General features: G+C 61.2%; 17 protein-coding genes and 4 pseudogenes. 8 read left to right on the plus strand and 13 right to left on the minus strand.

Annotation, left to right across the window (positions count from 1 at the left end; all coding sequences use genetic code 11):
• Nucleotides 1–367: 367 nt before the first annotated feature.
• A complete protein-coding gene (locus tag D6T64_RS05260; RefSeq protein WP_147364482.1) occupies nucleotides 368–1,183 on the minus strand; it encodes a coiled-coil domain-containing protein in 816 nt (271 codons plus the stop codon).
• Nucleotides 1,184–1,814: 631 nt separating this feature from the next.
• Between D6T64_RS05260 and D6T64_RS05270 the strand changes: the two genes are divergently transcribed.
• Both D6T64_RS05270 and D6T64_RS05275 read left to right on the plus strand, forming a co-directional pair.
• Complete coding sequence (locus D6T64_RS05270; RefSeq protein WP_158594815.1) at nucleotides 1,815–4,658, plus strand: DNA methyltransferase; 2,844 nt, start codon at nucleotides 1,815–1,817, stop codon at nucleotides 4,656–4,658.
• A gap of 74 nt (nucleotides 4,659–4,732) precedes the next feature.
• Nucleotides 4,733–5,665, plus strand: a complete 933-nt coding sequence (locus tag D6T64_RS05275; protein WP_119972731.1) for a TIR domain-containing protein — start codon at nucleotides 4,733–4,735, stop codon at nucleotides 5,663–5,665.
• Between the two features lie 198 nt (nucleotides 5,666–5,863).
• Here the strand turns inward: D6T64_RS05275 and D6T64_RS05280 are convergent, their stop codons facing one another.
• From D6T64_RS05280 to D6T64_RS05290, 3 genes are all read right to left on the minus strand, one after another.
• Nucleotides 5,864–6,466 (minus strand): hypothetical protein, encoded by a 603-nt coding sequence (locus D6T64_RS05280; RefSeq protein ID WP_119972734.1) that lies wholly within the window; start codon nucleotides 6,464–6,466, stop codon nucleotides 5,864–5,866.
• Nucleotides 6,467–6,644: 178 nt separating this feature from the next.
• Nucleotides 6,645–7,850, minus strand: a complete 1,206-nt coding sequence (locus tag D6T64_RS05285) for a helix-turn-helix domain-containing protein (RefSeq protein ID WP_119972738.1) — start codon at nucleotides 7,848–7,850, stop codon at nucleotides 6,645–6,647.
• Between the two features lie 8 nt (nucleotides 7,851–7,858).
• Nucleotides 7,859–8,455: a hypothetical protein gene (locus tag D6T64_RS05290; protein ID WP_119972741.1), complete on the minus strand. Its 597-nt coding sequence runs from the start codon at nucleotides 8,453–8,455 to the stop codon at nucleotides 7,859–7,861.
• A 288-nt stretch (nucleotides 8,456–8,743) separates the two neighbouring features.
• Here D6T64_RS05290 and D6T64_RS05295 point away from each other — a divergent pair, with 288 nt between their 5' ends.
• Nucleotides 8,744–9,304, plus strand: a complete 561-nt coding sequence (locus D6T64_RS05295; RefSeq protein ID WP_119972744.1) for a recombinase family protein — start codon at nucleotides 8,744–8,746, stop codon at nucleotides 9,302–9,304.
• Nucleotides 9,305–9,329: 25 nt separating this feature from the next.
• Here D6T64_RS05295 and D6T64_RS23130 read toward each other — a convergent pair whose 3' ends face one another.
• The 4 genes from D6T64_RS23130 to D6T64_RS05310 all read right to left on the minus strand — a co-directional run bounded on the left by D6T64_RS23130 (nucleotide 9,330) and on the right by D6T64_RS05310 (nucleotide 12,472).
• The gene (locus D6T64_RS23130) at nucleotides 9,330–9,698 is read right to left on the minus strand and encodes a hypothetical protein (RefSeq protein ID WP_233550839.1); all 369 of its coding nucleotides are present in this window, start codon (nucleotides 9,696–9,698) and stop codon (nucleotides 9,330–9,332) included.
• Between the two features lie 6 nt (nucleotides 9,699–9,704).
• The gene (locus tag D6T64_RS23135; RefSeq protein ID WP_267900471.1) at nucleotides 9,705–10,223 is read right to left on the minus strand and encodes a DNA/RNA non-specific endonuclease; all 519 of its coding nucleotides are present in this window, start codon (nucleotides 10,221–10,223) and stop codon (nucleotides 9,705–9,707) included.
• Between the two features lie 117 nt (nucleotides 10,224–10,340).
• Nucleotides 10,341–11,096 carry a response regulator transcription factor gene (locus D6T64_RS05305; protein WP_199719074.1) on the minus strand — a complete coding sequence of 252 codons (756 nt, stop codon included), beginning with the start codon at nucleotides 11,094–11,096 and terminating at the stop codon, nucleotides 10,341–10,343.
• 83 nt (nucleotides 11,097–11,179) lie between these two features.
• On the minus strand, nucleotides 11,180–12,472 hold the full coding sequence (locus tag D6T64_RS05310) for a sensor histidine kinase (protein ID WP_119972751.1): 1,293 nt from the start codon (nucleotides 12,470–12,472) through the stop codon (nucleotides 11,180–11,182).
• A gap of 176 nt (nucleotides 12,473–12,648) precedes the next feature.
• Between D6T64_RS05310 and D6T64_RS05315 the strand changes: the two are divergent.
• The 5 genes and pseudogenes from D6T64_RS05315 (at nucleotide 12,649) to D6T64_RS05335 (ending at nucleotide 18,386) form a co-directional block, all read left to right on the plus strand.
• Nucleotides 12,649–13,952 (plus strand): annotated as a pseudogene (locus tag D6T64_RS05315) (ISL3 family transposase).
• Between the two features lie 494 nt (nucleotides 13,953–14,446).
• Entirely contained in the window at nucleotides 14,447–14,872 is a 426-nt protein-coding gene (locus D6T64_RS05320) for a hypothetical protein (RefSeq protein ID WP_147364483.1), read from the plus strand.
• Nucleotides 14,873–14,987: 115 nt separating this feature from the next.
• Nucleotides 14,988–15,686 (plus strand): hypothetical protein, encoded by a 699-nt coding sequence (locus D6T64_RS05325; protein ID WP_119972758.1) that lies wholly within the window; start codon nucleotides 14,988–14,990, stop codon nucleotides 15,684–15,686.
• A 297-nt stretch (nucleotides 15,687–15,983) separates the two neighbouring features.
• Nucleotides 15,984–16,688, plus strand: coding sequence for a signal peptidase I (locus D6T64_RS05330; protein WP_158594816.1), 705 nt, complete (start codon nucleotides 15,984–15,986; stop codon nucleotides 16,686–16,688).
• Nucleotides 16,689–16,754: 66 nt separating this feature from the next.
• Entirely contained in the window at nucleotides 16,755–18,386 is a 1,632-nt protein-coding gene (locus D6T64_RS05335; protein ID WP_119972764.1) for an RCC1 domain-containing protein, read from the plus strand.
• Between the two features lie 24 nt (nucleotides 18,387–18,410).
• On the opposite strand, the pseudogene D6T64_RS23140 reads toward D6T64_RS05335, so the two are convergent.
• The 5 genes and pseudogenes from D6T64_RS23140 to D6T64_RS05365 form a co-directional block, all read right to left on the minus strand.
• A pseudogene (locus D6T64_RS23140) lies at nucleotides 18,411–18,737 on the minus strand (IS30 family transposase); the annotation flags it as partial.
• 42 nt (nucleotides 18,738–18,779) lie between these two features.
• Nucleotides 18,780–19,544, minus strand: a pseudogene (locus tag D6T64_RS05340) (transposase); the annotation flags it as partial.
• Nucleotides 19,545–19,662: 118 nt separating this feature from the next.
• Complete coding sequence (locus D6T64_RS05345; RefSeq protein WP_119972768.1) at nucleotides 19,663–20,415, minus strand: ATP-binding protein; 753 nt, start codon at nucleotides 20,413–20,415, stop codon at nucleotides 19,663–19,665.
• Nucleotides 20,412–21,970 (minus strand): annotated as a pseudogene (istA, locus tag D6T64_RS05350) (IS21 family transposase). The gene D6T64_RS05345 and the pseudogene istA overlap by 4 nt, the downstream one beginning before the upstream one ends.
• A 411-nt stretch (nucleotides 21,971–22,381) precedes the next feature.
• A complete protein-coding gene (locus D6T64_RS05365) occupies nucleotides 22,382–22,780 on the minus strand; it encodes a hypothetical protein (protein ID WP_119972781.1) in 399 nt (132 codons plus the stop codon).
• Nucleotides 22,781–22,799: the final 19 nt, after the last annotated feature.

Here is a 22,799-nt window from a genome sequence, read left to right on the forward strand (position 1 = left end):
CTCGAGTCGAGCCCACTCGCTGTCAGATAAAACGGCAGTTCGCGACATGCGTCAACTGTGCCACACGACCCCACGGATCATTAGGAGACACGCCCTAGTCGATGGGATGGTCCTGCCGCAGTGGCAGTATAAAGTCACGGACGGGTTCGGCTCTGGTACGCCGTTGACGAGCCCAACGCGAAGGCAAAGAAACCGGGACGTGTAGTCATCACGAAAGCCGCGACCGGCTATCCCAACAAGACGGACTCGAAGAAGAACTTCCGTTAGCCGGCCCGCGAACGCCGCCCCTGGCGGGCGCCGCAGACGAACAGGCCCGCGCCTAGTAAGGCGCACGTCGAAACGTGGGGCGGGGGAGCGGACAGACGGTCTACTTCTGCCTGGGACTTGTCGCCTGTGTTTCGGCGCGGTCGGCCCGGGTGCGCTGTTCGCGTTCATCCGTGCGGGACTGGTCCAGGTCGGCGCGCAGCTGGGTAAGTTGCTGCTCAAGGGCGTTCCGCACGTCGGTGACGCGCTGCTCGGCGTAGGAACGCTCACGAGTGGCCTCGGCTGTGGCGCTGTCGCGTTGGCTTTTGACGGTGGCCAGGTGCCCGGTGAGCACGAGCGTTTCCGCCCGCGCGCTCTCGCGCTCCGTTCGGGCCTGATCGAGTAGGTCACGCGTGCTCGCAGCATCTGCCTCGGCACGCTCGGCGCGTGCCGTGGCAGCGTCGGCCTGCGCGTCCGCGTCACGCGCGGCCACCAAGGCACCGTCCGTGGTTGCTGTGGCCGCCCTGACGAGTTCACGGGCTTCGACAAGCTGCGCGGCTGTGGCCGTATTCTCGACGGTCAGAGCGGCCACTTGGTCTGTCAGAGCGGTGATCCCTGCGGCCTTGCGGACGTTGTTCTCGCCCGCAAGGACCAGGTCGCCCTCCAGGACGGCGGCACGCTGCTCGAGCGCGACCAGAGTTGTACGGAGTTCGTCGACCAGGGCAGCGGATTCCTCAGCTACCGCGTCCGCTTCAGCCCGCTCGGCCTCGGCCTTGCGGGTAGCGGTCTCGGCCCGGTTGGCGCGGGCAGCCGCGGACGCGACCTGCTCGGCTGCATCAGAGGTGACAGCCTCGATCTGCGCTTCGGCCGCACCCGGGTCCGCGACCGTGCGCAACTCGTCAACGAGGACGACGAGCTGCTGCTGCAAGTGCTCGACCATCCCAGCGGCCTGGGACCGCAGCACACTCGCCCGCTGCCGAGCAGCATCGACGGGAAGCCTGTCGTCCTCTGCTGTGCGCTCAACCCGGCCTACCTCAGCGCGACGAGCACGCCACGCGGCGGCCCGGTTGTGAGCGGGGTTAGTGCAGTAACCAGCGGGTCGGCCCACGCCAGGCGTCGCGTCCACGGGCTCATCGCAACCGGGGAAACCGCAGGTGCGCACGTCAGTGATCCTGGGGATGCTCATGCACATATCGTATCACTGATGACGCAATACGTAAACAGAAAAAGAATAACGATATAACGAATTACGAAATCGGGGCTTCGTTATTGTCATGTGTCGGTGTCATTTTTCGAAGTCGTCTGCACAGAGTGAGAATGACTTTTCGAGGCTGCGGCACTGAGGGACGCTCCCGCGCAAGCCGAAGTCGAGGAACGAGCTCGCAGCGCGGTCGCCCGCGCCGACGACGAAGCGGCCCGAGCGGAGCGCACCGAGACGGACCTCGCCAAGATTCGGGACCAGCTCGACGAGACCCGAACAGCCCGCGATGCTGTGCGGGAGGAAGCCCGCTCGCATTCGATCTGAAGTTGATCATTTATCTGGCGACTTGGTTGTCTGGCAGGATCGGCTTATGCCTGATGAAGCGCCAAACCTTGCCAACCTTAGAAACAAACTCCGAATTTTTGTCAGTTGGAGACGCGCGAACCTGCGCGGCGACGAAAAGGGTGAGGCCCAGGTCTTTCTGGATCGCCTTTTCCAAGCCCTCGGGCACGAAGGGATTTATGAGGCCGGCGCAACCCTCGAATACCGCCTCGCGAACGACAACGGCGGAACCTCATTCGCGGACCTTATGTGGAAGCCGCGCGCGCTCATCGAGATGAAGAAGGCCGGAACCGACCTATCACGTCACTATCGACAAGCATTCGACTACTGGGTTCACGCTGTTCCTGAGCGTCCGCGCTACGTAGTGTTGTGCAATTTCGACCAATTTTGGATTTACGATTTCGAGAACCAGCTAGATGAGCCTGTCGAACGGTTTCGGCTTGATGAACTGGAACACCGCAGTGAGGCGATCGGTTTCCTGTTTCCGAGTGCAGTCACACCCGTGTTCAACAATGACCTTGTCGCAGTCACCCGCGAAGCCGCGGCGGACGTAGCGAAGGTTTTTGTGTCCTTACGGGACCGTGGTGTCGCCGCGCCTGTAGCTCAGCGTTTTGCGCTTCAATGCGTGATGGCCATGTTTGCGGAAGACATTGCACTACTTCCGGGACACTACTTCACTCGGGCGGTGGCCGATGCCAAGAATGGGCAGGACGCATACGACTTGATTGGTGGGCTCTTTCGTGAAATGAACACCCCGGGCTTTACTGCTGGTGGCAGATACACGGGGACACCGTATTTCAATGGTGGACTATTCGCTGAGGTGGTACCGCAGGAATTGACGGTCACTGAAATTGAACTGCTACGGGCCGCGAGTTCGACAATTTGGTCTGATGTCCGACCAGAAATTTTCGGCACCCTCTTTGAGGGATCCATGGACGCCGGTGAGCGACACGCAAGTGGTGCTCATTTCACTTCTCAAGCTGATATCGTCCGCATCATCGGGCCGACGATCGTTCAGCCGTGGCGACAGCGCATTGACGCTGCGTCAAGCATTCAAGATCTGTCCGCGATTCTTGAGGCGATGTCGCAGTTCCGAGTTCTCGACCCGTCGTGCGGTTCAGGCAACTTCCTTTACGTCGCGTACCGCGAATTGCGTCGACTCGAGCGGGACGCAATCGAGAAGATACGTGAGCGACGTCGCTCACAAGCGATCGCCGGCCAGGAGTCGTTCGGTTATGTGTCCCCCGAACAGTTTTTTGGTATTGACGTAAATCCATTCGCCGTCGAGGTGGCGAAAGTCACGATGCTTCTAGGCAAGAAGCTCGCGGATGATGAGATGTTGGAGGTCGGTGCAACCCTGCCGCTAAACAACCTCGACAAGAACATCGTCGCCGGTGACGCGCTATTCGATCGTTGGCCGCCGGCTGACGTGATCGTAGGCAATCCGCCGTATCTGGGCCGCCGGAAGATGGTCCGAGAGCTGGGTGCCGGCTACGTGGCGAGGTTGGATGCAACGTTCGGTCCCAAGGGGGTGGCCGACTTTGTGACCTACTGGTTCCCCAAGGCGCACGATGCGTTACCTATTGGAGGGCGTGCAGGCTTTGTCGCAACGAAGTCCATCAAACAGGTCGACGGACGTCGCGCATCATTGGACTACATCGTGGAAAACGGGGGAGTGATCTTCGATGCGGTGGCTGCGATGAAGTGGTCCGGTGATGCGCAGGTTACCGTCGCGATCGTCAGCTGGCAGAAGGGTGGCACTCCGCCCGCCAAGAAGACACTTTGGGTTGATGTGAACGAGCCTGCTCTGATTCTTGACGAGATCACGGCGGCGCTCTCGCCCGAGATAAATCTGAAGAAGGTCCAGAAGCTCGCCACGAATCGAAAGGGTGTCTATCAGGGACAGACCCTTGGTGTGACGAGTGCCTTCAAAATAGATTCGTTCAAGGCACGAAAATTCCTTCGCGAATCGCCTGTGGCCGATCCCTCGGTTTTTCCCCTGCTTGGCGGCGATGCAATGTTGCATGCGAAAGTTGGAACCGAGTGGATCATCGACATTTCCACGCGCAACGCGGACGACGCTTGGCGCGAACATCCTGAGGCGCTGAAGCACTTGGAATCCGCAGCGCTGCCGGAGAGGGTGAAACGCGCCCGCGAAGAAAGTGAAGCGAACGAGTTGGCACTCGCTGTCAATCCGAAGGCAAAGCTAAACAAGCACCACTCGGAATTTCTTACGCATTGGTGGAATCTTTGGAGGCGTCGAGGCAACTACGTCGAGGCCATGAATGGTGTCGACCGATACATTGCGCTGAGCCGAGTCTCGAGCGAGTCGAGAGAGCCAATCTTCTCATTCATCGATGGCGCTTTTCATATTGAAGATTCGATGGTGTCGTTCCCATACTCGGACGATTACAGCTTCGGAATTCTACAAAGTCAACCTCACATCACTTGGTTTCGGGAGCGCTGCTCAACCCTGGAAACACGCCTGCGCTATACATTGACAACAGTGTTCAATTCGTTTCCGTGGCCGCAAAATCCGTCACCCTCCGCCGTTACAGCCGTTACCGAGGCCGCCGTGGCGATCAACGAATACAGAGGACGCGCGTTCGTGTTGGGTTCTACCCTTGCTGACCAGTACGACGTCCTTCGGCGCCCGGGGCAGTCGCAGCTGCGCGACCTGCACGCGGCGTTAGACGCCGCGGTCTTGCAGGCGTACGGCTTCGACGCAGATGAGGATCTTCTAACGCAAATTTTCGAACTCAACTTGTTGGTAGCAACCAAAGAAGCTGAGGGTGACGAGGTTACGGCTCCTGGCCCACACCCAACTACCGTCAAGCCGTCTACTTGGAGGTGGCCCGCCCCCTCGCTCTGAGTCCTGATGCGATCCTGCTCGCCTGCCGATCGAGAGGGCGCTGATATCTTCGTTAGGGCACCCAGGGGGAAGACATGACAGAGTTGAGCGGACCGACGCAGCAGGCGCTCGCCCGATTGCTAGATCAGTACGAGTCCCACCGCATCATCGATAGCCTGTTTCAGCGCTTTCAAATTCCGTCACTCCCGACGATCGACGGTATGCCGACCAAGCTCAAGAAGGCAACTCACCTGACGCGGGAGCTCGCGGCCAGGCCAGAGGGACGGTTGAGTTTGCAGAGCCTGATCATATATGCCGGGACCGATGGTGCAGGTATGGGGCCAGAGTTCAAACGTGGCCACCCAGCCTCGTCCGACTTGTTCGCGAATCTGGACTACGACCTCTCGGCCGTCGTCCAGCCGCCGAGGGCAAAAGAGGCGAGGCAAGAACGTCAGTTCAAGAGACCGGGAACGAGCGCACCGATGCCACCTGAACCGCACGCTCCGGAGACTCAACGCACCGTTTTCGTCGTACGCGGTCGAGACCAGGCAGCGTATGACGCGCTTGCGTCGCTTCTCATCGCCCTTGACCTTCGGATCGTGACATGGGACGACGCCGCACGTGCATGTGGTGGAGGAACGCCCCACACGCTCGACATCGTCCGCGCCGGCATCAGGAGCGCGACCGCTGTCGTCGTGTTAATGACGCCCGACGACCTCGGCAGAGTTCAGCCTGATTTTCACCAGTCAAACGACGATGCGCGTGAGGCGAAGGAGAGCGGGCAGGCCCGGCAGAACGTGGTATTCGAGGCAGGCTGGGCGATGGCCCTCGATCAGGATCACGTGGTCCTCGTGAAGGTGGGCAATGTCCGATCGCTGAGCGACATCGATGGCTTGAACTATGTTAATCTGCGCGGAGACATCTCCAGCCGACGGCAACTCATCGGTCGGCTAAAGAGTTGTGGCCTTGCCGTCAATGACAACGGTGAAGTCTGGCGTACGATCGGCAGCTTCCCGGAGCAGGATTGACTCGTGGTCACGCTGTTCGAACCGTGCAGAAAATTCATCTCGGTCGGTGGCTCAGTCCGTGGGCTTCGAGCTGAGGTACCGTCGCAGGCCGGGGATTCACCGTCCGCCCAGTTACGACGCAGCGTCAGCCTCAGTCGCGGCGGGTCTAGATTTCCTCCTGTCAATCAGATCTATTCGTCCGATGGACCAGGCGCCTCGTTACGATCGATCCCAGAGATCCTGCGCTGCGTCGGCAGAGTTCTCCTTCTCCGCAGCAGCCAAGGCGAAGCGCGCTTTGGCATAGACATTGAGCGCCTCGGTATACGCGGACCGTACAGTGCTCGACGGCAGGGGGAAGTCGCTCTCTGTGAAGCCCGAGCTGGAGTAAGACGCTTGATGGCCGCGGTCCTTGATGAGGTCCGGGTTGTACTTCAAGCTCGTCAAGGCATCGTGCAGCGGCTGAGCGACCCCCTCGATCGGCCCGCCGAAGCCACCGAACTTAATCGAGATCGGATCACTTCCATACGTGCGATTTTTCACCTGAGCCACAAGCCGCTCCGGATCACTCGCTGGTGCGAACAGTTCGGGCACCCGATCAGCGCCTTCATTGATGACCCTGGTCACGATCGCCCTCGCCTCCGCGAAGCCATCACCAAGAGCGTGCGTGATCTCCGGCTGTAGCTCCGTGGCGAGCTTCCTAAACTCCTGCGTCGCCATGTCCCGCCACTGCTCGGCCAGCGAGAGAAGAAACACTCCCTGTGCTTCGACCGCCGCCGCCTTTGCCGCTTTCACTGCATCGTTCAACTCGTCAATATTCCTCATGTGACGAGAGTAGCCAATCCGGCAACTCGCGCGAAGCATCGCCGGTCAGAGCAGGTTACGGCACAGGCACTTGCGCGGTCGGGCGCCACTGGCCCCCGACCGCGCGATGGCGTATGACTTGTCGGCATCAGCGACTCACCGCAGTTGGCGATGAGTTGTGGTCCGCGGCGGATGTAAATCAGGGTCGCCGGGGAAGTCTTGATACCTGAGCAGTCTGATCAGCTTGCGCTGAAGGATTTTGCCGGGGCTTCAGCTGAGATATCCGGGCTTCCGGTGCTGGCGAACCCGATGGGCTCCAGTCCACCCAGCGAGCGATGTAACGCTCGCCGAGTCCCGCTGCCGCGGCAGCTTTCTTAGTCCCCTCTGATCCGGAGAATCCTTCACGTAACGCTTTGGCGAACCACACCGCAGATTCATTGCCTGGACGATGAGGTTCTTCCTTGTTCCAGCGGCGAGCGGAGATCTGCTTGTAGAGCGAACGTGCTTGAGCATCATCGATGACGCCGAGCTCGCGAAACCGGAACACGAACGCCTTGACCGAGTACCCCCACTTCTGCTTCAGCGCTGCGAGCGTGCTGAGCGTGATGCGGCCACCGTTGCTGTTGAGATCTTCTAGGGCGACGTCCCCGGGCACGAGGAAGGAGGCGGCGAAGCGGTTTGCTTCCCTTTCCATCCTTGCGGCTTCTGAGGGTATTGCTGGCTGCGCTGATCCTGCGTGGAGGACGAGATGACCTAGCTCGTGCGCCACAGTGAACCTTTGTCGGTCGCCGGGAATGTCGTTCTCCGGGTCGTTCGATGGGCGCGCGACCCGGATGACTGGAATACCGTCAACCGTCAGGGACATGCCCCAATGGCGTCCCAGTTCCCGGTCCAGTGGGAGTACGACGCACCCAAGTCTCTCAGCGGCGCGGATAACGTTCGGAATCACGCTGTCAGGTTCGAGGCCTGCGGCAGTGCGGACATCAGCTGCAATCCGATCTATACCGTCATCATCGTTTAGATCTCCGTCGTAGACGGGTAGCTTCACTGGGAGTGATCGGAGGCCAGTCGCTCGAATCGCCTCCACCGCGGTGATGGTGTCGAATAGGGTTCGGTCGACTGCTCTCTGAGAGGCATCAGCGTACGCGCGTAGCTTTGGGCGGTCATAGTCCGCGCCACCCGTGACAGAGACTAAGTACGAAGGGTCGCAGTCGAGCGCCTCAGCGAGAGACCGCAACATGGCAATGTCGGCCTCATGATGACCGTTTTCGATCATGGATATTGATCCGGACGCGAGACCGGTCTGCGCAGCGAGATCAGCCTGTGTGAGCCCTAGGGCAAGTCTGAGTTGGCGCACGCGTGTTCCGACGAAGACGGTGGGTTTTACAGTGTTCGATGCAGACACGAGCAGTCCTATCCGTGCTTGTAGGCGTCACCCTCATCGGGCATATCCCAACCATCAAGCGAGTCACCATCGTCGGGTGTGAACGACGAGCCGTCCTGCGGGGTCGGAGGAGTGAAGCGGTGGGTCCAGCCGAATTCCAAGTGGGGTACCGCAGCGTTCGATTGACCGATCACCTCTGCGACGAAAAACTCGACTGACGTTTGGCTAACGAGGCACCCGAAGATGTAGGGAATTTCGCGCCAAAGCCCGTCGTCAGACGTCCCGCCCCACGTGGAGCCACTGTTGGCAATGACCCGAAGCTCGTCGCCGACTTGCTCTGCACTACGGAGTCGAATGACCGCGTACTCGTTGCCATTAAGTTCGTAGAGCTCCGTGGCGCCGCCCAGTCCTGAGCGTGGGTTGAGGCCACGTCGTCCCGCACCAGCACGGAACTCGCGCGCGAGTATCGAGCGCACGAGTGACGACCGGGGGACATTGTTGTCGGTGAAGGCGGTGTGAAGAGAGAGCCCTTCATCGACGGCCCACACCCCTGCCTCGAAGCCTTCACGAACGTCGATGGCGAGATCGCCGAGTACGTCGACGAGTTCTGCAGAAAGAGTGACCATAGCTATGAGGATATTATATCGAATGTCACAGCGCAAGCTGCTAGATTGACATGAAGTGGCGGCGCCGGTGGAAGCCCCTGATACGGACACCGACTGTTGTGGTTTTCGTAGTGCTTTTGTCTGTGATTCTCGAGGTCGTTCAATTAATCTGCCCATATGGCGTGTACCCCAACTAGGCGTCAGACGTCCTAATCAAAAATTGTCAGGATAGGATCACATTTTGATTGGTAGACACCCCTCCTGACGGGGTCTATGACTTCAATCTGACAAAACAGGTAGGAGAGCCCCGTGGCGGGTCAACGAGTTGGATATGTGCGAGTGAGCACTCTCGATCAGAACATCGTCCGTCAGCTTGCTGGCGTTGAGGTTGATCGGGTGTTTGAGGATAAGGCGTCGGGGAAGGATCAAAACCGGCCCCAGCTGGAGGAGATGATCAAGTTCGTTCGCGATGGCGATACCGTTCTCGTGCATTCCATGGACCGGTTGGCCCGCAACCTTGATGACCTTCGTTTGATTGTGCGCCGGCTTACGGCGAAGAAGGTTCGGGTTGAGTTCGTGAAAGAGCAGCTCACGTTCACGGGCGATGACAATGCGATGGCGAATCTGCTTTTGAACGTTATGGGGGCGTTTGCTGAGTTTGAGCGGTCTTTGATTCGTGAACGTCAGCGTGAGGGCATTGCCTTGGCGAAGAGGCGTGGCGTTTACCGTGGTCGTACCCCGTCACTCGACATGGCCCGTGCGGCCGAGTTGTGCGAGAAGGCTGCTGCTGGTGTGCCGAAGTCTGTGCTTGCTCGTGAGTTTGGGATCAGCCGGGAAACTGTTTACGTCTACCTCCGCGCCGGGGACTGAGCTGGCTGTAGAGGATCCGGTGTGGTTAGAGCTGGATGCTTACGGTGTCGTCCAGTTCGACCCAGCGCGCTCGACGGTCGGTGCCTTCCCTGATAGCTGGGGCCGGGGCGTAGACGTCTGCCTGGGATAGGGCGGTCATGTTGAGCCTGGTGCGGTCGACGATGTCGACGATGGGTACTTGGTAGGTGCGGTACGGTCCAAGCGGCGGGGGAGTGCCGTCCGTGCGGGCGCGAGCGCGGACCATGTCAAGGTCAAGGTCAAGGTCAAGGTCGAGGTCGAGGTCTTCTAATTGTGGGCTTTGGTCGAGGACGAACCCGGCAGCGTGAAGAACGGTGGAGTCTTCCAGGGTCGTGGTCCATGCCGCGATTTTCCAGAACTTTTGCGGGATCTTCACGCCGCGTTATGTCGGGTCCTGGGCTGAGAGTACGGGGGCGGTGAAGACACTGATGCGGTTACCGTTGGTTCGTGCGCAGGTGAGGACGTGGTCCTCGAGGCCGAGCCAGAGCTCTTTCGATTGGTTGAAGGTTGCGGCTTGCGGGGCGGCGTTGGTGTAGGCGAAGGTGTCGTAATTCGCTCGCAGGGCTGTCGTTTTGTCGCCCCAGACGGGGTCCAAGCGCCGGACAAGGTGCCCGCGGTCGAGGTTGTTTCTGGCGTAGAGAGCTTCCCCTGCTTGTTCGTAGGTGGGGATACGCGAGTCGAGGTGCCAGTCGTTGGCCCGGTCAACGGTAACGAGCTGGTCCCCGTCGATGTTGACGCCGGTCGCGATCGCGAGGCGCCGCGCGGGGTCAAGGAGCACGGTGAAATGTGTGTAGGCCAGTTCACGAATCAGGGTTCCCGCGGGAGGGACCGGCAGTGGCAGAGGAACGTCAAGGAAGTCGGTGTTGTATCCAGAAGGATGAAATAGTGCGCGGCAGCTCAAGGTCCGTTGTCGAAGCTGAGCAGTCTGGCTTGCTTTACCGTGCGGTGTTCGCGGACGCGTTCCGGCCAGGTCCGAACTTCCGTGTATTGGCGGACTTTCTGCGCAGCGTGTGCGGGGTTAGAAGGGACCATTGGCGAGCCGATATCCGACCCCGCGCACTGTTTCTATGCGGTTGGCGGGTCCGATTTTTTTGCGCAGGTTGGCTACGTGCACCTCAAGTGAGCGTTTGTCGGCGTGGGTCAGGAGTCCGCTCCTGTAATTGTCGCTGCGTATCTCGTGGATCAGGTTGGTTTTGCTGTGGGCTTGGTTGGCGGGTTGCAACAGTTGCGCGAGCAGGTCGAATTCACTGCGGGTCAGCATAACGGGAGCTCCATCCACTTCCACTATGCGCCGTGCTTTATCGAGGCGCAGACCGTCGTGGTGTAGCCATCCGCTTGATTCGCGCTGTGGCGTGTTTTCGAACGACGTCGGCGTCGATGTGGCCGGGTGTAGTTCGGCCACAGTTGATGCTCGCCGCAGTACTGCGTCGATGCGGGCGCGCAGTTCGCCGATGCGAAATGGTTTGGCGACGAAGTCGTCGGCGCCGGCGCTGAGGCCGCGGACGACGTCGACCTCGTCGAAGCAGGCGGAGATCATGATGATGCTGCTCGCTGTGATGTGGCGTATGCGTTTGAGGGTTTCGAAGCCGTCCATGCCGGGCATGTTCACGTCGAGGGTTGTGAGCGTGGGGGCATGAACTCGGACGAGCTCGATACCTTCAGCGCCGGTGCTGGCGAGCTTCACGTTGAAGCCGGCCTGGACAAGGATCGCCTCGATCACTTCGCCGACATCAGCGTCGTCCTCGATGACGACTGCGATGCGATCAGTATTCACGCGAACCCCCGGTTTGCTTTGTCCGCTCACGCTACCCACACCGCTCCAATACATAAGAACAAGAAAAATGTTGTTTCACGGGTTCACGCAACACTGGGCTCATTCCCGTGCACTGACGGTGCCACGGTGTCCGTGTGACCTGCAGGTGCGAGCGGTAGGATCAATTCGAACTTGCTGCCGCGCGTCGATGACTCGACTAGGCGCAGGTCGCCGCCATGCTCGCGTGCAATGTCACGGCTGATGCCCAGGCCCAGCCCCGAGCCGTCTTGCGACGAGAGCCGCGCCGACTCGGTGCGATAGTACGGCTCGAATACGCGTGCATGGTCGGTGGGGACTATGCCGCATCCACTGTCAGTGACGGCGAAGGTTGCCGTGGTGACTGTGCGGGTTTCACTCACGATTACCGTGCCGCCGACCCGGTTGTATTTGATGGCATTGGTCAGCAGGTTGTCGAATACCTGCCGAATACGATTGGAGTCGACGTCGGCCCAGAGTGTGTCAGGGATGATCACGTCGATCGACACGCTGCGCGCATCGGCTGTTGTGCTTCGTGCCGCGACGCACGTCGCGATGAGCCCGCTCACGTTGGTGGACGTGATGTGCAGCCCCGGCGTTGCAGTGCCGGTGCTGCGTGCAAGGAGCAGGTCCGCGAGAATGATGCTGATCTGCTCGGCGTTGCGCACGATTACCCCGGCGCGCCGCTCAACAGCTTGGGCATCATTTGTGTGCAGCACCAGCTCGGCATTGCCCAGAATCGATGTGAGTGGTGTGCGCAGCTCGTGCGTGACCGCTTCGATCAGGTCGTCGCGGGCCCGCACCGCTTGCTCGGTGAGGGCGGTCTGCGCTGCGAGTTGCACCTTTTTTCGACGGATGCGCACGCCCGACACTCCTGCAGCCCCCGCCAAAATCAGCAGCGTCAGCGGGTAGGCCACGATGCGGGTGAAATTGCCCGGTTCCATGTTTCCGCTGTAGGCCTGCAAGAGTCCGACCGGGCTTGTGACCAGGAGAAGGGCGACGCTAGCCAGTACGCCCCGCATGCCGAACGAGTATGCGATCCAGATTATGGGCAGAATCAGCAGTAAGGCGCCGCCCGAGAGCGTTGCGCCTTCCGCGTGCGCGGTGAACCGAATACCGAGCAGGTCAAGAAGCGGAAGCAGCACCGCAAAACGTTGCAGACCCGGTCGGTTGTGCCAGATCACAGTGATTACAGTGATCACGGTGATGATGCCGGCGCCAGCGGCGTAGAGAAGCGGATCAAGGTCAGCCGGTTGGCTGAGCAGTACCGCCGAGCCGACGACCACCAGGGCCCCGAACACAACGCCTTGAAACTCCAGCAGGGCCCGACCCGTGCCGCGGCGTGCCTGATCTGTCCCCATGGACTCAGACTAAGGTTCCACGCAGCCATCACAGGGGCAACGCCCACTATTGGGGACAAAAAACGGCTCTCCTGACGTAACCGTGGGTGGTTTCCGAGCGCCTTAACGAGTGCACGCCGCTCTGCGTCTAGGTTTCTAACTGTCAAAGGCAAGAAACTTAGGATCGGAAAAGCGGCGTGCAAAACTCAACACTATGGCGAACTCTGCTCGGAGTCGACAAGACCATCGTCGAAACCGTCGATCTCGACGTGGAAACGGGCATTCTGGTCGCGTCAGTACGCCCCACGGCCTCGATGCGGAACCGCTGCGGGGCCTGCCGGAAACGTTGCCCCCGCTATGACGCCGGTGACGGGCGTCGCCGCTGGCGGTCCCTGGACGCAGGCTCAGTACAAATCCAGTTAGAAGCCGCCGCGCCCCGGGTGAGCTGCCGGGTGCACGGGGTCACCGTCGCCGCCGTCCCGTGGGCTCGGCATCAAAGCGGACACACGCTGTTCTTCGACGACCAGGTCGCGTGGCTGGCCACGCAAACCTCCAAGACCGCCATCACCGTGCTGATGCGCATCGCGTGGCACACCGTCGGCGCGATCATTACCCGGGTCTGGGCCGACACTGAGAAGCAGTTCGACCAGTTCGCCAGCCTCACCCGGATCGGCATCGACGAGATCAGTTACAAGCGCGGCCACAAGTATTTGACGTGCGTTGTTGACCACGATTCCGGCCGCCTCGTCTGGGCGGCGCCGGGCCAGGACAAAGCCACCCTCGCAACGTTCTTTGACGCGTTGGGGCCGGAACGCTCAGCCCAGATCACGCATGTTTCTGCGGACGGCGCAGCCTGGATCGCCAGTGTGGTCAAGGAACGCGCACCCAACGCGGTTCGTTGCGCCGACCCGTTCCACGTCGTGAAATGGGCTACCGAAGCCCTCGACGACGTCCGCCGGGCCGCGTGGAACGAAGCCCGCATAGCCGCCCGGCAAAACGAGACCCGCCGCGGCGGTGGCCGGCCTGCCGCCGACGCCCCACCACGACCCGATAGCGCCCGAGCGGCCGGCATCAAGAACTATCGCTACGCGCTCTGGAAGAACCCGGAAAATCTCACCGAGAAACAACAAACCAAGCTCGCCTGGATCGTGCAGACCGACCCCCGACTGGCGCGCGCCTACTACCTGAAGGAAGGCCTCCACGTGATCTTCAAACTCCCTCTCACCGACGCCACTGAGGCTTTGGACAAGTGGGTCAGCTGGGCTCGCCGCTGCCGGATCCCGGCGTTCGTGAAACTGCAAAAAAAAGCATCGTGAAGCATCGCACCGCGATCCTCGCGTCCATCGAGCACGGCCTCTCCAACGGCCGCGTCGAATCCATGAACACCAAGATCCGCCTCATGACCCGCATCGCGTTCGGCTTCACATCACCCGACGCCCTGATCGCCCTCGCGATGCTCAGCCTCGGCGGGCACAAACCGGTCCTCCCGGGCCGGGTTTAACCCACGGAAGCGTCAGGAGAGCCCAAAAAACTGGGCTAATCCTGTAGTTGCTGGGCCGAAATCTGCCGTGAATCCTGATTCTGATTTGGCATTCTGATACGTGCGCGCAACTGCGTGGTGTGTGTCACAACATTTTGATTCATCTTTATGCCACCGGGGCGGCGGTTGACGTGTTGGTTTGGTACTGCGTGAAATCAGCATCTGATGGGGAGACGGCTTGAACCACCTTGGATAACACATGTTCGGTTGTCGTAGTGAGCGCGCCGGCGGCTCACGCACTCGGCGCAACTGGTTTTAACGGCGACGGTATCGCCCTCATCGCTGCAGGCTTGTTGGTCGCCGGGTTTGTCGCCGTGGCCGTGAGCTCTCGCCGACGCGACTTTCGGACTGTTGGCTCGGTGCTGACCGTTGCTTGTGTCGTAGCGATGTTGACCGGTGTGGGTTTCACTCCGGCGCAGGCTGCGCAGTCCAGCACCGCTTCAGCAACCGCCGCGATGACCGTTGGCACTGTCACTACAGCGGATTCCTGCGCCCTGGTAAAAATCTCCGGGTTGCAGTTCAACCAGGACACCTCGATCGTGAACTTGCTGCCGAACGAGACCCGCCCTGCCCTGCGTTACACCGTCGCCAATCCCACCGACTTTGACATCGAGGTCACCGTCAGTACTGCGGCGCTCACCGGAATTTCGGTGGCCTCGTGGTTCGTGACGCGGCTGTTCACCTCCACTGACACCTCACCTGCCACCATGCTGGTCGCTTCCGGCGCCCTCGACGCCATGCCCAACACCGTGGCGCTGAGGATCCCGGCCGGTAGCGCGCTGACCTTCACCTACGACGTGATGGTGTCAGATTCCGTCGGCAATGACGCGCAGGGCGCCACAGTGTCCTTCCAATCCATCCTCAACGCCCGCCAGGTCTGACCCGTCTGGTCTGATCTGTGCGGCGAGCTGCACCAATCAGGCCAGCCAAAACTTTTCCTGTGTCTTTGACACAGTTCCGAATACGTCCGTTCACAACACTAAAAAAAGGTAAATCATGAGTGACATCACCACAACCGTTTCCGTTGCGCGACGTCTGCGCCCCCGCACTCTTGCCGTCATCGCTGGCGGGGCAGCCGTAGCCATCGGCGCCGGCGGCTTTCTCAGCACTACCGCTTTGTTCACCAGCCAGGACCGCGTCGAATCGAACACCTTCACGACTGCAACGCTGACGGTTGACGAATCGAACAACAGGGCCTTTGACGTCAAGGACATGCTGCCCGGAGCGACCGGCAGCACGAAGACGCTCAGCTTCGAAAACGCCGGCACGGTGGCTTTCGACTACGACCTGGGTATCACCGACCTTACCGCCACGGTTCCCGCCGCCGCCGGCGTCGCCGCCCGCGCCGCCCAAGGCTATGCCACCGCCAACAATGTCGCGATCACTGACCCCGCCGCCGTCGACGCCGGCGAAACTGCCGCGGCCGATGTTACAACGGCGGTGCTCGGATGGTTCGACGTAACCATCACGGATGAGGACGGGCTCGACATAACCGGCCATCTCAACGACCTGAGCACCTTCAACGAAGCATTAGAAGATGCCGGTTCTGTCGCCGCCCCGATAAACAGAGAAAATCAGGAGGGAGAGACGGTTGTCACCGTTGCGCTCAATTCCAAGGCGGGCGACCTTGCTCAGGGTGCAGAAGTGGGCTTCGACGTCGTCATCGACGCCAAACAGCAGCAGCCGCAGCCGTAAGTCTTTCGCGTCACCGCTGCCGCACTGACGGAAAACATGTAGGTGTGACCTCGTTCACGTTTTTTATCACTCATCTCACACCGTGCGAGTCCCGTCCGACGAGCCATCCGCGCTCACGAGGACCTCACCCTGCGGGCACTGTTGGCCGTCATGGTCATCAGGGCCCGCAGGGCGGCGCCGTGGGCGGTGGGTCCATGCTTGCGCGACAGCCTTACCGGCATCAGCCAGAGACCGCGACATGCTGGCTGGCTGGCTGGCGAAACCTTCTACCCTTCCCTTAGCACTGAGGACTTCCCTATGCGCCACCGCCCCAGTCATCCGAGAGTCGTGCTGCGCAGGGTGCTCGGTACGGGACGGGCTGTGTTGATCGCGGGGATCGTCGTCCTAGTAGTAGGACCGGCCGTCTTCACCTGGGTTTCGGGACAAGACATGGTGCGGGTAATTGGCGGGTCGATGGAGCCCACCTATATGCTCGGCGATATCATCACGCTGAAGCCGCCGACTGGTGACGACCTTGTTCTTAACGCGGTTATCACCATAAACGATGACTCCGGCGCACTTGTCACCCATCGCATCATCGCTGTGAACGGTGACGAGGCCACCACACAGGGCGACGCCAATAACAGTGCTGATACCACCCCGCTTGTGCAGAGCATGGTGGTGGGTGTTGTTACCGGCGCCGTCGGCCAACCGTTGGCTGGAGTGCTGCACAGCCTTGAAACGCTGCCCGCACGTATCTCCCTCCTCGCGGTCATCGGCGGACTAGCGATACTGCCCCTGCCCGGCGCGGCGCGATCGAGGCGCGCCGACTCGCAGCACGACGCTCAGGCTGCAGCTGACCCACACGGCGCCGACCAACCCGCCGTCGGCAGCGGGCCCGACATTTCCACCCCAACGGATGTCGCGGTCCCGCCGCGTCCCGCAGCGGATCAACTCGACTTCATCGCTGAGTTATTCGCCGAGTCCAGTGGAACCACAGTGGCCGACCGCAGCTCGGTCTGACACTGCCTGTCACCTAGTCAGCCGCCATACTCGACGCACCAAACGCACCAACAGAACGGAATCTGCATGACGAAGTCCGCAAAGTCCACCTTGCGCCGCACGTGCCGAGCGGCCCTCACCGCTATCGGCGCGTTGCTGATCGTCACGGCAACGCCGATGCTCGGAAGCGGGGCGGACTTCACCGCGCAGAGTTCCATCACCGACAACACCATCACCACCGCCACCCTCGCCGCGATGGCGGCCCCGACGATAACGACAGGCAATACCGCGGTTGACCTCGACTGGGCTGCTGCACCAGCACCTGTCCCTGCCGATACCGCGAGCTTTACAGTTCAGCGTTCGTTGAGTGCGGATGGTAGCGAGCCCACCACGCTGTATTCCGGAACGGGGTTGACCGTCACAGACGCCGGCGATCCGGCGGTCCGGGCGGAAATTTCCGACGTCGTCGTGGGGTATCAACACAGTTGCGCCGTTGCCGCTGGCAACGCGTACTGCTGGGGAGCGAACTCCGCCGGGCAGTTAGGAGATGGTTTGACTACGGATACGACCACTCCCGTCAAGGTCGCGGGCCTCCTAAACGATGTGAGCGCCATCAGCGTGGGAGACGCTCACACCTGTGCCCTCGCCGATGGCACCGTCTACTGCTGGGGAGCCAACGCGGATGGGCAGTTAGGAAATGGCACGACTACTGACCACATGACACCGACGGCAATCTCAGGCCTGAGTGGGACCGTTACCGCTATTACCACCGGCAGTAACACGACCTGTGCAGTATCTAACGGATCCGCCTTCTGCTGGGGAAACGACGACTCAGGGCAGGTGGGTGACGGTCTGATGAGCGGCAGCAGCACGCCGGTTGCTGTTACCGGTAGCGTGACGGAAACCGGCATCGTCACCGATATCGATACCTCGGGCCAACACACCTGCGCCATCGCAGGCGGAGAGGCCCACTGCTGGGGGAATAATAATTCGACACAACTCGGCAGCGACAGCTCGGTACCGGTTCTCGGCAGCGGCAGCTTGGTACCGGTAAGTCTGCAGTCAAAAGCCGTGACAGGCGGCATTAACAACTTCGCCACGATCACAGCTGGCTTCGAGAGTACCTGCGCCCTCACAACGGATGAAACCGCATATTGCTGGGGAGACAACACGTTCGGCCAGCTCGGCGACGGTACCCAAACCAGTCAGAGCACGCCCGGTCTCGTGAGTGGCTCGTACCAATTCACTACGATCTCCGCCGGTAGGGAGCACACCTGCGCCACCACAACCGACTCCGTCAACTGCTGGGGTAACAACCGCTATGACGCGTCCGACACAACTGGAACCATCCAGGTAACACCCCAAGTCGTGGTGTTCACTCCAGCAACGAGCGCAACCAAAACCGTCGACGCCGGCGACTACAAAACCTGCGCCATCACTAACAACACCCTCACCTGCTGGGGCTCCACCGACTCGGGAAAACTTGGCAGCGGCGCCACAGCATCAACCCGCACGCCAGTGCCCGTCACGTCAACTGCGTACGAGTATGTTCTTTGCGCTCCCGGCGCCACACAGAGCACCAACGCGCAAACCCGCGTAACCACCTGCTCCCTGACCCCTGACACGGCCTACTATTATGAGCTTTCCTACGCGGTTGGTCGGTGGACATCACCACCGAGCGGATGGCTGAAAGTCACGACCAACAAAACGGCGGGATGAAACCCGGTACGGTTCAGTGATCGCCCCGGTCCTCAAGGCAGTGGTCAGCTCGCGACGCAGCGCGCCGGGCCCCACGATGTAGAGGGCCTGATAAATCGCCTCGTGCGAGATCCTCATGCTCAAATCTTCAGGGAAATCGATCTTGAGCCGACCTGTGATCTGTTCCGGGCTCCACGCGGTCGTCCAGCGCCGATCCTTGCGTGGCCCGTGACGACGTCCATTCCACGCACCAATTCCAGGCGCTGCCGCGGGCGTGCCGTCAGCCCGGGTGACCGCTCCATCCAACCGCGACTGCACGTACTCGCGCAACTGAGGGCTGCCCACGAGCTTGGCAGTTTTGGGTCGGCAGGCGCGCCGGCGGAATTTGTCAAGGCGAATGAGGCCAGCGTGAGTTTACGCAGCTAGTTGTGTGATCCCTTCTGCGGCGACGGGATCCTCGACCGGCCGGTTGATCCACGCCGAGTCCGGCAACGCCAAGATCTTCGGATCCAGGGCCGTCGCGAAACGCTCCGGTGTCGAGAGCCTGGCTTGGGCGAGGACCGCGGAGCGGTCTTCAGCCTTGCCGACCGCGAGGCCGTAGTGAACGTCAGCGGGCGTATTCAACCCGATGCCTGTATGACGGTGCGAGTGGTTATAGCCCTCGACGAACGCCGCGATGAAGACCCTCGCATCAGTCAGGGACCCAAACCTTTCGGGGAACACCGGCGCGAACTTGAGGCTTTTGAACCACGCTTCGCTATAGGGGTTGTCATTGCTGACGCGAGGCCTCGAGTGCGACTTCGTGACCTCCAAATCTGACAGCAACACCGCGACGGTCTTGCTCGTCATCGATGTTCCTCGGTCCGCGTGGACGACCTGCGGGGTCCCGTGGATCCCGAACGTCGTCCTCATCATCTCAGCTGCGAGGACCGCCGATTCCGAGGCGTGGACGACGGCGCCGACGATATAACGCGAGAAGATATCGATCATCACGTAGCAGTCGAAGTACTTGCCTTTGACGGGTCCAGCGAGCTTCGTTATATCCCAGCTGAGCACCATTCCGGGGGCTGTAACGACGAGTTCCGGGACCTTCCGTGCCGGATGCCTCGCTAGGCGGCGGCGTTCCCTGACTTGCCTGTTCTCCGCAAGAATCCGGTAGATCGTTGAGATCGACGCGAGATTGAGTATTTGAGGGCTTGGGGGCCGTCCGATATTGCCTTCGGGGGCCACCGGTATTGCCTGGAGATGCCGGGCTGACGCGCGGTCGGGGGCCACTTTCCTCCGACCGCGCGACGGGTTAGGCCGTGACCAGGCCGGCGGTGTGTTCTCGCATGTTGTGGCCGCCGGTCTCGACCCAGATGGTGTTGTGCACGATGCGGTCCATAATCGCGTCGGCGTGAACCCCGGAACCTAGGCGCTGGTGCCAATCACGTTGGGCGTATTGGGTGCAGAAGACCGTTGATGCTTCGTCGTAGCGTCGCTCGAGGAATTCCAAGAGCATGCTGCGGGTGCTCTCGTCGGGTTCGTCGAGGAGCCATTCATCGATCACCAAGAGCGTGAACGCGGTGTACTTGTTCAGAAACTTGGTCGTCCCGGCGGGTTTATCGCGGGCCAGCTGCCAAGCTTCTTCGAGCTCCGGCATCCGGATGTAGTGCGCCCGCACTCGGTGCAGGCACGCGGCCTTCGCTAACGCGCACCCCAGATACGATTTTCCCGACCCGGTGAATCCTTGGAACACGACGTTTTGCTGCCGGTCGATGAACGAGCACGTGCCCAGTCCAGCGATCACCGACCGGTCGAGGCCGCGTTCCTCGACCAGGTCCAGGCGTCGCAGGTCGGCGTTGGGATATCGCAGGTTCGCCCGGCGGATCAGCCCCTCGACCTTGGTTTGGGTGAAGGAGGCATGGGCGTCATCGACGGCAAGTTTGATTTTCTCCTCGAACGCCAAGCCGAGGGTCAGGGTGTCGTCTTGGGCGTCGAACGCGTCTAGCAGGGTGGTCACGCCCATCTCGCGGAGCTTGCGTTTGGTCTCGATGTCGATGCGGCTCATCGTGCGCCTCCGGCGTAGTAGTCGGCGCCGCGGACATAGCCGCCCGTTTCAGGTTCTGTCGGTTCGAAGCGCGGTATTCTGCGGGTGCTTGCTTTGTCTTGTCCGGTCTCTAGGATCGGCCGCAAGTGCGCATATCGGGGTGAGCGAATACGCCCTTCGAGGGCGATCTGGCACGCTTTTTCCACTCTCTCGCTGGAGTATCGGCGGCTCAGTCGCAGCGCTGCGAGAGCGGCATCGAAGCCTTGCTCCTCCACCGGCACCGCCTCAAAGATCCTGTTCACGACGGTCACCATGTTCGGGCCGACACGCGTCGCCCAAGCCCGGATCCTGACGGCGTCCCACTCCCGGTATTTCTCGCCCTGAGGCTGGTCGGCATCGTTGGTCCGGTATTCGTTGATGACATGCTCCGGGAGCAGCAGGTGGCTTGTGAGGCGCTCGTGGTTGCGATAGATCTCCAGCACTTGGGTGGTGATGCGCAGATCGACCCCCTGCCCGATATGCGCGTAGGGGGCGGAGTAGAAATTCTTCTCCCAGACCACATGCCCGTTCTTTTGAACCCGGCGCCCCATGACCCACCTGCTGATCTCGAAAGGAACCGACGGCAGCGGCCGCAACAGTGACTTCTCCTCCGTCTGGAACACGCTCAGGCGAGAGCCAGCCCGTTTCTGGAACGGTTCCCGGTTATAAGCGTCCATGCGCTTCCGGATCGCGACCCGCAATTCAGGGAGGGTTGCGAACTGTTGATTGCGCAGGCCAGCGATCACCCAGGTGGCCACGTGGGACACCGTATTCTCGACGCTCGCTTTGTCTTTCGGGCGGCGAATTCTGCCGGGGAGCACCGCTGCTGAGTAATGCGCGGCCAGCTCCCGGTAGGCATCGTTCAACACGATCTCGCCCTCGCGAGGGTGCTTGATCACCCCGGTCTTGAGGTTGTCGGGCACGATCCGGGGAGCCGTCCCGCCGAACCACTCAAACATCGCCACGTTGGCCAGCAGCCAGGTGTCTTGGCGNCCGGCTCGACGAACGCATACCTCGAAAACGGCAGACACGCCACGAACAAATACACCCGAGACATCTCTCCCGTCACCGGGTCGATCAGCTGCATCGTCGGGCCCGACCAGTCGACTTCGATGGTCTGCCCAGCCTTATGGCCCACCCGGGACGCCGCTCCTGTGATCAGAGTATGCGCGGCATAGGCCTTACAAAATCGGTCGTAGCCCATCGAGGGCTGCTTCTTCGCAGCACACCCGTCGATGTATTCGCCGTGGAGCAGTTTCAGCGTCACCCCGACCTTGGCGAGTTCGTTGTGCACCCCGTCCCAGTCGGGCTGCACAAAGACACTTTCATGCTCGCCGCGCCCCGGGAACAGCAACGCATACACCTCAGCATCGCTGCGGCCCACGTGGCCGTCGCGGCCGATGCCGGCCTTGTCAGCGGCATCGAACACCGCCAGCACACTCTTGCGCGACATGCCCTCCGCGAGTGCGATCGCGCGCCCCGTCATGCCCTCGGCGCGGAGTTCGAGCACCCGCTTCGCCTTGATCCTTCGTACCATTGCTAACTACTCCTTCCGCTGCGTGCCAATACACGCAGCGGAAGGAGCTAAGCAGATGGCCCCTAACGGAAATATTTGGTGGCCCCCGAGAACGCTACTCAGCACTTTGATCAGTGGCCCCGAAGGTCAATAACGCTGGCCCCCAGGAGAACGAATATTCAAGATACACGCCCTCGTCCAACAGCTGCGCGTAGATCTGAATCGGAGGCAGATCCACGAACCGAGGCGAGTTCACCAGATCGAGGATCCGTGCCCGCTCGAGGGGGCCGAGCTTGTTCGCCGGCACGACTGTCGCTGCCGGGAGTGGTGTCGTTCGAGGCTTCCTCGTCGCCGTCGCCCGCGGGATCCCGACCAAAGTTGCGGCGGCCCGGGTGGGGACGTCCGCGGTGATCAGGGCCCGATAGGTGGCCATCAGCGTCTCTTGGGCGGGGTGTCGTCGTGCGAACCCTTGGAGATCTCTTCCAAGAGTTCGTGTGCTTTTCCCATGATCCCCAGGGCGACCTCCGTGATTCCCAAACGTCGTTGCGTGACCGCGAGCTGCCGGCGAAGACGCGCGATCTCGGCCTGCTCGGGTGTCAACCGGCCGATTTTCTCGCCCGGGTTCCTGCCCGCGAGAACACCGGCATCGCGCAGTTTGCGCCACTCGGTCATCTGTGACGAGTAGATGCCTTCCTTGCGCAGATACGCGCCGCCCCCGTTGCGGAGGACCGCGTCTTCGTAGCCCGCGAGGAGGTCGAGTTTCTGGGCCGGGGTGAATGTTCGCCGTGATTTCGGGCCTCCGGCGCGGGGGCCCGGGCTGGTGTTGGTCATGGGTCTATCGTCGCGCAGA

This window comes from Cryobacterium melibiosiphilum (assembly GCF_003602235.1).
Taxonomy (GTDB): domain Bacteria; phylum Actinomycetota; class Actinomycetes; order Actinomycetales; family Microbacteriaceae; genus Cryobacterium; species Cryobacterium melibiosiphilum.

Bases quoted from the DNA above. Each gene is read 5' to 3' on its own strand.
- D6T64_RS05260 (WP_147364482.1), bottom strand. From the start codon at position 1,183: ATGGTCGAGCACTTGCAGCAGCAGCTCGTCGTCCTCGTTGACGAGTTG.
- D6T64_RS05270 (WP_158594815.1), top strand. From the start codon at position 1,815: ATGCCTGATGAAGCGCCAAACCTTGCCAACCTTAGAAACAAACTCCGA.
- D6T64_RS05275 (WP_119972731.1), top strand. From the start codon at position 4,733: ATGACAGAGTTGAGCGGACCGACGCAGCAGGCGCTCGCCCGATTGCTA.
- D6T64_RS05280 (WP_119972734.1), bottom strand. From the start codon at position 6,466: ATGAGGAATATTGACGAGTTGAACGATGCAGTGAAAGCGGCAAAGGCG.
- D6T64_RS05290 (WP_119972741.1), bottom strand. From the start codon at position 8,455: ATGGTCACTCTTTCTGCAGAACTCGTCGACGTACTCGGCGATCTCGCC.
- D6T64_RS05310 (WP_119972751.1), bottom strand. From the start codon at position 12,472: ATGGGGACAGATCAGGCACGCCGCGGCACGGGTCGGGCCCTGCTGGAG.
- D6T64_RS05320 (WP_147364483.1), top strand. From the start codon at position 14,447: ATGACCGTTGGCACTGTCACTACAGCGGATTCCTGCGCCCTGGTAAAA.
- D6T64_RS05325 (WP_119972758.1), top strand. From the start codon at position 14,988: ATGAGTGACATCACCACAACCGTTTCCGTTGCGCGACGTCTGCGCCCC.
- D6T64_RS05330 (WP_158594816.1), top strand. From the start codon at position 15,984: ATGCGCCACCGCCCCAGTCATCCGAGAGTCGTGCTGCGCAGGGTGCTC.
- D6T64_RS05335 (WP_119972764.1), top strand. From the start codon at position 16,755: ATGACGAAGTCCGCAAAGTCCACCTTGCGCCGCACGTGCCGAGCGGCC.
- D6T64_RS05345 (WP_119972768.1), bottom strand. From the start codon at position 20,415: ATGAGCCGCATCGACATCGAGACCAAACGCAAGCTCCGCGAGATGGGC.
- D6T64_RS05365 (WP_119972781.1), bottom strand. From the start codon at position 22,780: ATGACCAACACCAGCCCGGGCCCCCGCGCCGGAGGCCCGAAATCACGG.